We start from the raw sequence: 12,630 nt of genomic DNA on the forward strand, positions 1-12,630 counted from the left end.
GCTACCGCCGTATATAGAGGCGCAAGGTCGCGTACGCCGTCACCGCCGCCATCGACACGCCGAGCAGGAACAACCACGGCGAGATATAGAGGATGTCGGCGTAGTCGACCTTGGCGATCAGATGAGCTTGGTAGAACTGGCTCAGCGCGTTGTCCAGGAACAATGCACGGACCAACATGAGACCGAGCACGGCGATGGCGACACCGATGGACGCGGCCAGCATCGCTTCCACCAGAAAAGGCAGCTGGGTGTACCAGCGGCTGGCACCGACCAGCCGCATGATTCCGATCTCGGTGCGCCGGGTGTACGCGGCGACCTGCACCATGTTGGCGATCAACAGGATCGCTCCGACCGCCTGCACCAGCGCGACGGCGAACGCGGCATCGCGCAGGCCGTCCAACACGGCGAACAGGCGGTCGATGAGGTCCTTCTCGTTGAGGATGCTGCGCACCCCGGGCTGGCCCTGCATCGCGGCATCGAACTCCGCGTGCTGTTCGGGGTTGTTCAGCTTGACGATGAACGACGCGGGAAACGAGTCCTTGCCCGCCACGTCCTTGAACTCCGGGAACTTCTTGATGGCGTCGTTGTAGGCGTCCTGGCGGTTGACGAAGCGCACCGATTTGACGTCTTGGCGTGCATCGATCTTCTCGCGCAACCCTTTACACGGCGCGGAAGCACACGTGGTGTCGTTGGCCGAGATGTCGTCGGTCAGAAACACCTGCGTCTCGACGCGGTCGAGGTAGATCTCGCGTGAGTTGTCGGCCAGCCGGACCACCAGCAGACCGCCGCCGAACAGGCCGATGGAGATCGCGGTCGTCAGGATCATCGCGGCCGTCATGGTGACGTTGCGGCGAAGTCCGGTCAGAACCTCGTTGAGTAGGAAACCGAAGCGCACTTAGCGGTCCATCCCGTAGATGCCGCGCTGCTCGTCACGAACCAGCCTGCCCAGCGACAATTCGACGACGCGCTGGCGCATCGAGTCGACGATGTGGTGGTCGTGCGTTGCCATCAGCACCGTCGTCCCCGTGCGGTTGATCCGCTCCAACAAATCCATGATGTCCTTACTGGTGTCAGGGTCGAGGTTGCCCGTCGGCTCGTCCGCCAGCAGGACCAGCGGCCGGTTGACGAACGCGCGGGCGATCGCCACCCGCTGCTGCTCACCACCGGACAACTCGTGGGGCAACCGATTGGCTTTGCCGGACAGGCCGACGGTTTCCAGCACGTCGGGCACCACCCGATTGATCGCGTCGGGTCGTTTGCCGATCACTTCCAACGCGAACGCGACGTTCTCGTACACCGTTTTTTGCTGCAACAGGCGGAAGTCCTGAAAAACGCAGCCGATGACCTGGCGCAGCTTCGGGACGTGCCGACCGCGCAGCTTGTTGACGTGGAACTTCGACACCCGGACGTCGCCGCTGGTCGGGTTCTCGGCGCCGAGCAGCAGCCGCATGAACGTCGACTTGCCCGAGCCCGACGGGCCGATCAGGAAGACGAATTCACCCTTGTCGATCTTGACGTTGACGTCCTCCAGCGCCGGACGGGCCGACGCTTTGTACTTCTTGCTGACATGGTCCAGGGTGATCATCACGGCACGCCAGTGTAGCGGTGAATTTCGCTGGCAAGCGAAGTCAACTGGCCGGCGGCGGCGAACTCGGCACCGGGCCGGGCCCCGGTTGCGGTTGCTGCGGCGTCGGTGTGGCCGGGCTTGAGCTGGGCGGGCAGAACGGCGCCGGCAGGATGCACGGCAGCTGCGGCAGCTGGAACGGCGGCGTCGTGGTCGTGGTCGTCGTCACCGGCGGCGGCGGTGGCGGGGGTGGTGCCGGCGTACTCGTCGACGTCGGCGTGTAGGTGACGGTCGCCGGGGGCGCCTGCACCCGGCTACGGGGCACCCAGGTGTAGTTGGGATCGGGCACGAAACCCGGCGGCACCACTTGCTGGGCCGGCGGCTTGGGTGCCGGCTCCGGGCGGTAGGTGTCGTAGACCCACCACGCCAGGAAGAAAGCGATGATCAGTACGAGCGTCGACGTGCGCATCCGCCCGCCGAACACGTAATTGGGCCAGCGATGCTCCGCATCCTTGTCGTCGCCGTCGCCGCGCTTCTCGAGGATGTTCAGGGTGAACTTCAACGCTTCTGCACCGCACCTTGGACTTCATCGTCGGTTTGCTGTTCGGCGGCCTGGGCGGCCGGCACCGAGGGGTCTTCGACCAGGCCGACCGTCGCATCCGCCGCGGTCACGATCCCGACGCGGGCCAGCGCCCGGATGACCAGGACGCGCAGCTGCCGGCCGACCTCGAACTGCTTGCCGGGCAGCGTGCGGGCCACCATACGCAGGGTGACCGTGTCGACTTCGATGCTCTCCACACCCATCACCGTGGGTGCATCCAGCAGCAACTGGCCCAGCACGGGGTTGTCCATCGCGCGGTCGCATTCCTGATGCAAGACCTCGTTGACCCGGTTGAGGTCGGCGTTGGTCGACACCGGGATGTCGACCACCGCGCGTGCCCAGTCCTTGGACAGGTTGACCACCTTAACGATCTGCCCATTGGGGATGGTCAACACTTCGCCATCGGGTGAGCGCAGCCGGGTGACCCGCAGCGTCACGTTCTCGACCGTGCCGGTCGCGTCCGTCGCGGACACGACGGTGATGGTCACCAGGTCTCCGAAGCCGTACTGGCGCTCCACCAGGATGAAGAAGCCGGACAGCAGGTCCCTGACCAACTGCTGCGCGCCGAAACCCAGCGCGGCGCCGACCACCGTGGCCGGCGCCACCAGCCCCCCGATCGAGAACTGCAGTATCTCGGCGAGCTGCATCATGACCCAGATGCCGATGATGACGACCGACACCCACGAGATCACCGACGCCACGGCCTGGCGGTGTTTCGAGGCCTCCGATCGCACCAGCGCGTCGCTTTCGACGAAGCCCAAGTTGAGCTGGCGGGTCACCTGCTGTGCGACCCAGTTGACGAAACGGGCCGCCAACACTGCCGCGATCAGCACCATGACGATGCGCAGACCCCTGGCGATGATCCATTCACCGACTTCGCCCCGCCAAAAGTCATGCCAGCGGTGCGTCATCGATGCGGCGAGAATGCTTGTGTTATTCGTCATCTTTTCGGTTGCGCCAACGGATTCCCGCTTCCAGGAATCCGTCGATGTCTCCATCCAGGACGGCCGCAGGGTTGCCAACCTCGTACTCGGTTCGCAGGTCCTTGACCATCTGATAGGGCTGCAGAACGTAGGAGCGCATCTGATTGCCCCACGAGCTGCCACCTTCGCCTTTTAACGCGTCTAGTTCAGCGCGTTCTTCGGATCGCTTGCGTTCCAACAACTTTGCCTGAAGCACTCGCATCGCCGAGATCTTGTTCTGCAACTGCGACTTTTCGTTCTGGCAAGTCACGACGATACCCGTCGGGATATGGGTTAAACGTACCGCAGAGTCGGTGGTGTTCACCGATTGGCCTCCCGGGCCGCTCGAGCGGTAAACGTCAACGCGCACATCGCCTTCCGGAATGTCGATGTGGTCGGTGGTCTCCACCACCGGGAGCACCTCGACTTCGGCGAACGATGTCTGACGCCGGCTCTGGTTGTCAAACGGGCTGATGCGCACCAGCCGGTGGGTGCCCTGCTCCACGGACAGCGTGCCGTAGGCGAACGGCGCGTGCACGGCGAACGTCGCGCTCTTGATGCCGGCCTCTTCGGCGTAGGACGTGTCGAACACCTCGACGGGATACTTGTGCTGCTCGGCCCACCGGATGTACATCCGCATCAGCATCTCGGCCCAGTCGGCGGCGTCCACGCCGCCCGCGCCGGAACGAATGGTGACCAGCGCCTCGCGTTCGTCGTACTCCCCCGACAGCAGGGTGCGCACCTCGGTGGCTTCGATGTCTGCGCGCAGCGCTTTCAGCTCGGCGTCGGCCTCCGCCAGCGCGTCGGCCGCACCTTCCCCCTCCTCGGCCGCCAGCTCGTAGAGCACCGGCAGATCGTCCAGCCGTCCGCGCAGCTCCTCGACCCTGCGCAGCTCGCCCTGGGCGTGGGACAACTCACTGGTCACCCGCTGGGCCCGAGCTTGGTCATCCCACAACTGGGGATCGGAGGCCTCGTGCTCGAGCTTCTCGATGCGCTTGCGCAGACCGTCCACATCGAGCACCCGCTCCACCGTGGTCAGGGTGGCATCGAGTGCGGCGATATCGGCTTGACGGTCGGGTTCCACAGCCGACCACGTTACCCGGGGCCTCCCACGCGGCTGAGCTCGCAGCGAGTGTCCAGGCCACGACCAGCGGTCATGCGTTTAGCATCGAGTCACGATCATGTGCGACCCGCTCTGCGCGCCGGCCTTTCCGGGAGCCCCCGGCGCTAACCGGGCACGAATAGAAGGTCGAGTATGCGTCCTTACCACGTTGCAATCGTTGGTTCCGGCCCGTCGGGTTTCTTCGCCGCCTCCTCCTTGCTCAAGGCGGCCGACGGGTCCGCTGACATCGATATCGCGGTCGACATGCTGGAGATGCTGCCCACCCCGTGGGGGCTGGTGCGCTCCGGTGTCGCGCCCGATCACCCGAAGATCAAGTCGATCAGCAAGCAATTCGAGAAGACGTCCCAGGATCCGCGCTTCCGCTTCTTCGGCAACATCTCGGTCGGCGAGCACGTGCAGGCCGACGAGCTCGCCGAGCGTTACGACGCCGTCGTCTATGCGGTCGGGGCGCAATCCGACAAGGCGCTCAACATCCCCGGCGAAGACCTGCCGGGCAGCATCGCCGCCGTCGATTTCGTGGGTTGGTACAACGCGCACCCGAACTTCGAGGAAGCCACGCCCGACCTCTCGGGCGCCCGCGCCGTGGTCGTCGGCAACGGGAACGTCGCGCTCGACGTCGCACGCATTCTGGTCACCGACCCCGACGTGCTGGGACAAACCGACATCGCCGACCATGCGCTGGAGTCGCTGCGACCGTGCGGCGTCGACGAGGTGGTGGTCATCGGTCGGCGCGGACCGCTGCAGACCGCGTTCACCACCCTCGAGCTTCGTGAGCTGGGCGACCTGGAAAACGTCGACGTGATCGTCGACCCCGCCCAGCTCGAAAACGTGAGCGACGAAGACGCCGCGGCGGTGGGCAAGACGGCGAAGCAGAACATCAACGTGCTGCGCGATTACGCCAAGCGCGAGCCACGCCCCGGACACCGCCGCATCGTGCTGCGCTTCATGACCTCCCCGATCGAGATCAAGGGTAAGGACCGGGTCGAAGCGATCGTGCTGGGCCGCAACGAGCTGGTCACCGATGACAACGGCCGGGTTTCCGCCAGAGACACCGGCGAGCGCGAGGAGCTACCGGTCCAGCTGGTGGTGCGCTCGGTCGGTTATCGCGGGGTGCCCACGCCGGGGCTGCCCTTCGACGACAAGACCGCCACGATCCCCAACAGCGGCGGCCGGATCGAAGGCAGCCGCAATGAATACGTGGTCGGCTGGATCAAGCGGGGACCGACCGGCGTCATCGGCACCAATAAGAAGGACTCCCAGGACACCGTGGACACGCTGCTCGCCGATCTGACCGGCGCCGACGAGCTCGCGGATCTCCCGGACGACCACGCCGACCGACTTGCCGAATGGCTGGCGTCGCGCCAGCCCAAGCTGGTCACCTCGGCCCACTGGGACCTCATCGACGCCCATGAGCGGGCGGCCGGCGAACCGCACGGTCGTCCCCGCGTCAAGCTGCCGAGTCTGGCCAAGTTGCTGGGGGTCAGCCACGGCTGAGCGCTCGTGCTCGGCGGCGCCGAGTACGAAGGGCTCTACTCAACGACGTCAATCCTCCGTAGCGTTGGGCGGGTGGGTAACGACCAACCAGTGACCGTGCTCTCCGAGGACGAGAACTGGAAGCTGTTGGGCAGTGTCGCGCTGGGCCGGCTGGTCACCAACTTCGCCGGCGAGCCCGAGATCTTCCCCGTCAACTTCGTCGCGCAGGACCGCACCGTGCTGTTCCGCACCGCGGAGGGCACCAAACTGTTCTCGGCGGTGGCCAATCACGCGGTGGTCTTCGAGGTCGACGATCACAACGTCATCGAAGGCTGGAGCGTCATCGTGCGCGGCCGCGCGCGCTTGCTGAAGACCGACGCGGACATTCAACGCGCCGAGCGCGCGCAGTTGTTGCCCTGGACGGCGACGCTCAAACCGCACTACGTGCGCATCACCCCGACCGAGGTCACCGGCCGCAATTTCCGGTTCGGTCCGGAGCCTGACCGTCACGAGCCGGTTGCGTGACGAGAAGCTCAGGCGCCTCCGCTCCGGTGAGTCGGCGGTGCATGGCCCAGGCGATCCGCCCGGCCTGAACCTTCGCCCGATCGGCGGCCGGACCGCGATACATCTCATCAACGGTGTTGTGCCACAGCGTGAGCCAGCGACGGAAGTGACGATCCGACAACGGGGCACGCGCGTGGATCTCGCGGTGCGCCTGTAACGCGCTGCCGCGATAGAGCCCCGCCCGGAACAGCACGGTCTCCCAGAAGTCGCACATCGTCGGAACGTGGGCCTCAAGCCCGGTGGCCCGCAACCCGGCAAACGGCTCGGCCAGGACCTCGTCATCCAACGCCCGCGCGTAGAAACGGCGCAGTAGGGCCTCCACATCGGCGCGGTCGACCAGGTCTGCACCCGCCTCGACCGTCGTGAGCTGGCTCACGGGGACTCCTCCATCTATCTGCGACTTACGGTAACACCATCTTGTCCGGCGGGATGGCTGCGGACAGGGCCATAAGTCCCTCGACGGCGACGGGGACACCCGGGGAGGAAAATTTCGCGTTCGGGTGCGCCGGCGACCGCGACGACCGCTGCGGGGCAGTATGTTTCAGATCACAGGGGTGGGTCTGACGCCAGTTACAGGTCGCCGCACCGTATCGCGAGCACCGAGTGACCCGCATGGCACAACTCCTCGGCCCGATAGGAGTCCGCGACCACCAGCTGGGCCGCTTCGTGCTGGGCACGCAGGTACCGGTCCACACCGCCGGCCACGATCGCCGGCACGGCCTGCACGTCGGGATACAACCGCCTCCACGGCGCCAGCCGGCGATCCAAATGCGCTTGCACCGAAGGCTTTCCGGGTCTGGTGTCACGCGCGTCGGAGCCCTGCGCCACCCACAACGCCCGCAGCGGCGTTTCGCGCAGTCGCGCCTCGTCGAAGGCGTGCCGCAGCACCTTGCCGTTGTCTGCTTCGACCACCACGCCGCCGACCTGCGCGGCAGTCGACCCTTGGATCACGGCGACCGGACACAGCGCCGAGCGGATCAGGCACGCCGCAACCGCGGGTCCGCCGTGGCGGGCATGGTTGAGCCCGATCCGTCCGATGCAGATCATGACCGCCGACTGCGATTCCTCGAGGAGCTTGGAAACCGTTCGGCCCGAGAGGATATCGGTTTCCACCTTGACCGGCTCGCCGACGGCGTCGACGGCCCGACGGGCGTCGGCCAGCGCCGCACGAGCTACGGCGAAGCGGGTATCGATGGCGCGCGCGCCCGAAGCATCGTGCGGGTCGATGACATAGACCAGTCGCAGGGGGATGTCGCGGCTGACCGCCTCATCGATCGCCCAGAGTGCCGCTTGTATCGCCGCCCTGGACCCGTCAACGCCTACCAGAATTGCGGGAGCTTGATACATGTTGCTCATCGCGGCTTCCTTCATCGAGCGGAAGAAGGTGATTTCTACACCGTTCACCCACGAGGTTATTGCCCGTAAACCCCGCTCCCCCAGAGGCATTGGTCCTCGAATTGATGCCATTGGACCCTATGGCGCGCCCGGTGAAACGGAATCTGGGGTGTGCAAGTGCGCGTCGTGGAGATCAAGGCGTCGAAATTCCCGCGAAGGTCATCAACGGCCGCGGAGAGCTGCAGGCGTCCGAGGAACTGCGCGAAGCCGCCGACCCTGTCCGAGAGTCCGTCGCTGCAGCTGCGGTAGGTGCAGACGCTGCTGGAGTTGGGGGTGGATCAGAACTCGACCGTCGTCTTCCCGCTACCGGTCGGCATCATCACGCCGTTCCTGCGGCATCCCGAGATGCTGTAGGAAGTGGTCGACAACCTCAACGATCGCGCGTGACGAACCACGCCGCGACCAGATACCAAGCACATCAAATACTTTCGTTGTTCAACAGGCGTCAAGTTAGGCGCGCGCCCATGGTGAACAAAAAATGAACAATCGGTGAACAGAAACTGAATTCTGCCTGGTCCCAGCCGTGAAATAGGCAAAACCCCGCAAGCATCGGCGGCACCTGCGACTTTTAAAGGGCCCGAACCCCCGAAGGTCTTTCGTGATGCCCTGCGCGCACTCTCCGCCATCCCGGTAAGCACCACGCCGCCCGCCCGAACGGGCGTGGTGTCAACGCGCCGGGCCGCCCTCTCATCTGACGGGGGTGAGCTTCGCCGACCGGCCGAGCGAATCGCGGGAGCGGCCCATAGATCCGAAAAACACGCCGATGCGGCGAGCGCCGGCGCCGGTGGCGTTTGTCCGAAAACCGCACATTGAGGGGACGTATCACCCATGGATTGGGCTTTCTTTCCACCCGAAATCAACTCCGCCCGGATGTACACCGGACCCGGATTGGCCTCGCTGTTGGCCGCCGCCGGAAGCTGGGACGCGCTGTCGGCCGAACTGGCCTCCACCGCCGAGTCCTACGAGTCGGTGCTCGCGGGCCTGGACCTGCAATGGCGCGGCGCCGCCGCCGAGTCGATGGCGTACGCGGCCGCCCGCTACGTGGGCTGGCTGCAGGCGACCGCCGAACAGACGAAGCAGACGGCCATGCAGGCGCGGACGGCCGCGGCGGCCTATGAGCAGGCGTATGCGATGACCGTGCCGCCGCCGGTGATCGCCGCCAACCGCACGCTGGTGGCGTCGCTGGTGGCGACGAACATCGTGGGCCAGAACACCGCGGCCATCGCCGACACCGAGGCACAGTACGCCGATTTCTGGGCGCAGGACGCCGCCGCGATGGCCGGCTACTCGGTGTCGTCGAGGGCGGCGACGACGCAGTTGCCGCGCTTCGGCACCGCAAGCAAGTCCACCACCGACTCCGGGGTGAGTGACCAGAACGCCGCCGTGGCCGCGGCCAACACCAATTCCAGCGTGAACAAGGCCGCCACGCAGACGTTTTCGCAGCTGTCCACGCAACAACCGCAGGTTGACCCGGGCACAGGCGACATCTACTACCTCGACGCATCGACGAGCTCGGGCAACAACGCCTTCCGGGTCCTCGACGCCATCCAGGGGACGGGCCTCGGCTTCAGCGCTCCGTACAACATGGAGCAGTTCGTGTCCGGCATCATCGGCGCGGAGAACAATCTGGGCATTCTGGCCAAGCCGGGTGCGGCCGCGGCCAATGTCGCTCCCGCCCTCGCGGCGCCGGCACTGCGCGGCGCCGCCTCGGGCCTGGGCGGTGGGCTGGGCAACGTCACCGCGACCCTCTCGCACGCCGGCACGATCGGGCCGATGTCGGTGCCCGCAAGCTGGGCCGCGCCCACGAGCACCCACATCTCGCCTTTGGAACCCGCCGGCTTCACCACGCTGCCGGGAACCGAAGAGCCGATCGCGTCCGGATATCCCGGCTACCCGGGCATGCCCGGCGGCGGTGCCGCCCGGTCCGCCGGCGCGGGTGCGCCGCCCCGCTACGGCGTGCGGCTCACCGTGATGCCCCGCCCGCCGGCCGCCGGGTGACGTGTCGCCAATCCGCCGACTGCCGCCGGTCATAGGAGAAATCCTCCGCCGCAAGCAGTTTCGCTTCACGCAGCCTTTAGAGCTGTAAGACATGGAATTCGGCTTTCTTCCGCCGGAGGTGAACTCCGGCCGGATGTACGCAGGTCCCGGGTCGGCCTCGCTATTGGCCGCCGCGGGAGGCTGGGATTCGCTCGCGGCCGAGCTGGGCGTCACGGCCGCGGTGTACGAATCGGTGCTGTCCGGTCTGACGGGTGTGTACTGGCACGGCCCCGCAGCCCAGGCAATGGCGGCCGGTGCCGCCCCCTACGTCGCGTGGCTGTATATGACCGCCGAACTTGCTCAGCAGACGGCAACGCAGGCCCGGGCCGCCGCGGCGGCCTACGAGCTGGCGCATGCCATGACCGTGCCCCCGCCGGTGGTCGCCGCCAATCGCACCCAATTGGCGACCCTGGTGGCAACGAACTTCTTCGGCCAGAACACCGCGGCCATCGCGGCCACCGAAGCCCAATACGCCGAATACTGGGCTCAGGACGCCGCCGCGATGTACGGCTATTCCGCCAGTTCGACTGCGGCAGCACAGTTCTCGCCGTTCTCCTCCCCGCGACGGACCACCACTACCGACGGGGTGGCGGCACAGCAGGACGCCGTCGTCAAAGCCGCCGCGGATGCCTCGAACTCGGGCACGAACTCGGGTTCGCAGGTGGTGGTGGTGAACTCCCCGACTTCCAATTCGTCGTCGCAACTCTTCCGGATCCTCGACACCATCCAGGGCGCCCAGACCACGTTCAGATCCATTTTCACCACCGAGGGCACTACCGCCGGAATCATCCAGGCCGACAAGAACTTAGGCATCTTGCCGAACCTCGCGGCCGCCCCGGTCGCACTGCCCAAGGCGCCCGCACTCAGCGCTGCCACCTCAGGCCTGGGCAACGTCGACGCGGTGCTATCGCGGGCCGGACGGATCGGCCCGATGTCCGTGCCGGCCGGCTGGACGACCGCGGCCGGCAATCCCGCCGCGGCAGCGCCGGGCAGCGGCCTGGCCGACCTGACGGCGACCGAGCTGGTGACCCCAACCGGATCCACGCCGGGCATACCCGGACTTCCGGGCGGGACGGTCCGCCGGGCGGCGCTCGTGGTCCCCCGCTACGGCAGGCGGATCACGGTGATGACGCGCCCACCCGCGGCCGGATGACGGACGCTCAGCCCGCGGGCGGCTGCGGCGGCGCGGGCGGCGGAACCGCGGGGGCGAATTTCCAGTTGTCCGGATTCCTCGGCGAATACACCACGGGAAACAGCTGGCCGATGGTCGGCCACTGGTTCACGTCGACGGCCATGCGCTGATACACCGCGTGTTCGTTGACGGTGGGACCGTTGATCACGCCGGCGATGGTGACGAATTGTTCGCCGGTGGCATCGGGGCGGGGGCTGATCCCGGTGACCAGCAGCGTGCCGCTGAGCAGCTCACCTCGCGGGCCGCGCGGGACGAACCGCTGGACGAGAAACACCCCCAAGATGGCCACCAGCAAAAGCAGCAGTCCGAATTCCCACACGACGCCATGGTAGGACCGTGATAAGACTGCGTCATGAGTCGCGCCGGCGACGATCCGAAGTGAAGCGATGAGGAGGAGCGTGCACAACAGCCAGGACGATCTGGCGCTGGCACTGACGCTGGCCGACCGCGCAGACGCGCTGACTTCCGCCCGATTCGGCGCGCTGGACCTGCGCGTCGACACAAAACCCGACCTGACGCCGGTGACGGACGCCGATCGCGCGGTCGAAACCGAGCTGCGCGAGGTGCTCGCGCGCGAACGGCCCGACGACAGCATCGTCGGTGAGGAGTTCGGCGGCGACACCACCTTCACCGGACGTCAGTGGATCATCGACCCGATCGACGGCACCAAGAACTTCGTCCGCGGGGTGCCGGTGTGGGCCACCCTGGTCGCGTTGCTCCAAGACGGCATCCCCGTCGTCGGCGCCGTGAGCGCCCCGGCGCTGCAACGCCGGTGGTGGGCCGCGCACGCCCAGGGCGCCTTCGTCGCGGTCAACGGTGCGCCCGCGCGGCGACTCTCGGTTTCCTTAGTAGCACAACTGAATTCGGCGAGCCTCTCGTTCTCCAGCCTGTCCGGGTGGGCGCAGCTGGGTGTGCGGGATCGATTCATCGCGCTGACCGACGCCGTCTGGCGGGTGCGCGCCTTCGGCGACTTTCTGTCCTATTGCCTGCTCGCCGAAGGCGCCGTCGACATCGCCGCAGAACCCGAAGTGTCCGTGTGGGACCTCGCGGCGCTCGACATCCTGGTGCGCGAAGCGGGCGGGACGCTGACGGCCCTGGACGGCACCGCCGGGCCACATCACGGCAGCGCCGTGGCCACCAACGGCCTGTTGCAGCAGCAGGTGCTCGACAGCCTCGCTGTGAATTAGTTAACAAGTGTTCTCCGTGAACTTACTCCGGAGTAAGATCGGCGCTATCCGCATCGCCCAACGACCTGAGGCTGCCGAAAATGACCGGTTCCGGTTCTCAACAGACATCCGCCCGCTCCCGCGTCAAACGACGCGACCACAAATCCGCCGTCGGGCTACAACCCCACAAACGCACCGGCGTCGACATCGCCATCGCGCTGATCACCCCGCTCGTCGGGCAGGAATTCCTGGACAAATACCGGCTGCGTGACCCGCTCAACCGCGCGCTGCGCTACGGCACCAAGACGGTCTTCTCCACCGCCGCCACCTCGTCCCGGGAATTCAAGCGAATTCAGAACCTGCGCGGCGGGCCGACCCGGCTCAAGTCCAGCGGCAAGGACTACTTCGATCTGACGCCGGACGACGAACAGAAGATGATCGTCGAGACCCTCGACGAGTTCGCCGAGGAAGTGCTGCGGCCCGCCGCACACGACGCCGACGAGGCGGCCACCTACCCGCATGAGTTGATCGCCAAGGCCGCCGAGCTGGGCAT

At 66.6% G+C, this 12,630-nt stretch carries 14 protein-coding genes and 1 pseudogene; 7 read left to right on the top strand and 8 right to left on the bottom strand.

Annotated features, from left to right (window positions below; all coding sequences use genetic code 11):
- Position 1: 1 nt before the first annotated feature.
- Genes ftsX through prfB form a run of 5 tightly spaced genes read right to left on the bottom strand, consistent with a single transcriptional unit; the run spans position 2 to position 4,211 of the window.
- A complete protein-coding gene (ftsX, locus tag A5659_RS05440; protein WP_066879255.1) occupies positions 2 to 895 on the bottom strand; it encodes a permease-like cell division protein FtsX in 894 nt (297 codons plus the stop codon).
- The gene (ftsE, locus tag A5659_RS05445) at positions 896 to 1,585 is read right to left on the bottom strand and encodes a cell division ATP-binding protein FtsE (RefSeq protein WP_066865258.1); all 690 of its coding nucleotides are present in this window, start codon (positions 1,583 to 1,585) and stop codon (positions 896 to 898) included. It abuts the gene before it with no gap.
- A 43-nt stretch (positions 1,586 to 1,628) separates the two neighbouring features.
- Positions 1,629 to 2,126 carry a hypothetical protein gene (locus A5659_RS05450; RefSeq protein ID WP_066865173.1) on the bottom strand — a complete coding sequence of 166 codons (498 nt, stop codon included), beginning with the start codon at positions 2,124 to 2,126 and terminating at the stop codon, positions 1,629 to 1,631.
- Positions 2,123 to 3,109, bottom strand: a complete 987-nt coding sequence (locus A5659_RS05455) for a mechanosensitive ion channel family protein (RefSeq protein WP_231997745.1) — start codon at positions 3,107 to 3,109, stop codon at positions 2,123 to 2,125. The genes A5659_RS05450 and A5659_RS05455 overlap by 4 nt, the downstream gene beginning before the upstream one ends.
- Positions 3,099 to 4,211, bottom strand: coding sequence for a peptide chain release factor 2 (prfB, locus tag A5659_RS05460; RefSeq protein WP_066865179.1), 1,113 nt, complete (start codon positions 4,209 to 4,211; stop codon positions 3,099 to 3,101). Before prfB ends, A5659_RS05455 begins: the two co-directional genes overlap by 11 nt.
- 171 nt (positions 4,212 to 4,382) lie before the next feature.
- On the opposite strand from prfB, the gene A5659_RS05465 reads away from it, so the two are divergent.
- A complete protein-coding gene (locus A5659_RS05465; RefSeq protein ID WP_066865182.1) occupies positions 4,383 to 5,744 on the top strand; it encodes an FAD-dependent oxidoreductase in 1,362 nt (453 codons plus the stop codon).
- Positions 5,745 to 5,816: 72 nt separating this feature from the next.
- Positions 5,817 to 6,248 (top strand): pyridoxamine 5'-phosphate oxidase family protein, encoded by a 432-nt coding sequence (locus A5659_RS05470; protein ID WP_066865185.1) that lies wholly within the window; start codon positions 5,817 to 5,819, stop codon positions 6,246 to 6,248.
- Here the strand turns inward: A5659_RS05470 and A5659_RS05475 are convergent.
- Positions 6,190 to 6,663, bottom strand: a complete 474-nt coding sequence (locus A5659_RS05475) for a group III truncated hemoglobin (protein ID WP_067179650.1) — start codon at positions 6,661 to 6,663, stop codon at positions 6,190 to 6,192. The genes A5659_RS05470 and A5659_RS05475 overlap by 59 nt on opposite strands.
- A 194-nt stretch (positions 6,664 to 6,857) precedes the next feature.
- On the bottom strand, positions 6,858 to 7,643 hold the full coding sequence (locus A5659_RS05480; RefSeq protein WP_067179658.1) for a universal stress protein: 786 nt from the start codon (positions 7,641 to 7,643) through the stop codon (positions 6,858 to 6,860).
- Positions 7,644 to 7,787: 144 nt separating this feature from the next.
- On the opposite strand from A5659_RS05480, the pseudogene A5659_RS27610 reads away from it, so the two are divergent.
- The 3 genes and pseudogenes from A5659_RS27610 to A5659_RS05490 form a co-directional block, all read left to right on the top strand.
- Positions 7,788 to 8,036 (top strand): annotated as a pseudogene (locus tag A5659_RS27610) (slipin family protein); the annotation flags it as partial.
- 474 nt (positions 8,037 to 8,510) lie between these two features.
- Positions 8,511 to 9,680 carry a PPE family protein gene (locus A5659_RS05485; RefSeq protein WP_067179653.1) on the top strand — a complete coding sequence of 390 codons (1,170 nt, stop codon included), beginning with the start codon at positions 8,511 to 8,513 and terminating at the stop codon, positions 9,678 to 9,680.
- A 91-nt stretch (positions 9,681 to 9,771) separates the two neighbouring features.
- Entirely contained in the window at positions 9,772 to 10,872 is a 1,101-nt protein-coding gene (locus A5659_RS05490) for a PPE family protein (protein WP_066865194.1), read from the top strand.
- A gap of 7 nt (positions 10,873 to 10,879) precedes the next feature.
- Here the strand turns inward: A5659_RS05490 and A5659_RS05495 are convergent, their stop codons facing one another.
- Positions 10,880 to 11,230, bottom strand: coding sequence for a hypothetical protein (locus A5659_RS05495; RefSeq protein ID WP_066865197.1), 351 nt, complete (start codon positions 11,228 to 11,230; stop codon positions 10,880 to 10,882).
- A gap of 79 nt (positions 11,231 to 11,309) precedes the next feature.
- Here A5659_RS05495 and hisN point away from each other — a divergent pair, with 79 nt between their 5' ends.
- Complete coding sequence (gene hisN, locus A5659_RS05500; protein ID WP_369829359.1) at positions 11,310 to 12,098, top strand: histidinol-phosphatase; 789 nt, start codon at positions 11,310 to 11,312, stop codon at positions 12,096 to 12,098.
- 80 nt (positions 12,099 to 12,178) lie between these two features.
- Positions 12,179 to 12,630: acyl-CoA dehydrogenase family protein (locus tag A5659_RS05505; protein ID WP_197497927.1), on the top strand; the 452-nt coding region annotated here is incomplete at its 3' end.

The sequence above is a fragment of the Mycobacterium sp. 1165196.3 genome (genome assembly GCF_001673415.1).
GTDB classification, from domain to species: Bacteria; Actinomycetota; Actinomycetes; order Mycobacteriales; family Mycobacteriaceae; genus Mycobacterium; species Mycobacterium europaeum_A.

Excerpts from the sequence above, each read along its gene's own strand:
- A5659_RS05485 (WP_067179653.1), top strand. The coding sequence starts at position 8,511 with ATGGATTGGGCTTTCTTTCCACCCGAAATCAACTCCGCCCGGATGTAC.
- A5659_RS05465 (WP_066865182.1), top strand. The coding sequence starts at position 4,383 with ATGCGTCCTTACCACGTTGCAATCGTTGGTTCCGGCCCGTCGGGTTTC.
- A5659_RS05490 (WP_066865194.1), top strand. The coding sequence starts at position 9,772 with ATGGAATTCGGCTTTCTTCCGCCGGAGGTGAACTCCGGCCGGATGTAC.
- A5659_RS05455 (WP_231997745.1), bottom strand. The coding sequence starts at position 3,109 with ATGACGAATAACACAAGCATTCTCGCCGCATCGATGACGCACCGCTGG.
- ftsE (WP_066865258.1), bottom strand. The coding sequence starts at position 1,585 with ATGATCACCCTGGACCATGTCAGCAAGAAGTACAAAGCGTCGGCCCGT.
- A5659_RS05480 (WP_067179658.1), bottom strand. The coding sequence starts at position 7,643 with ATGAGCAACATGTATCAAGCTCCCGCAATTCTGGTAGGCGTTGACGGG.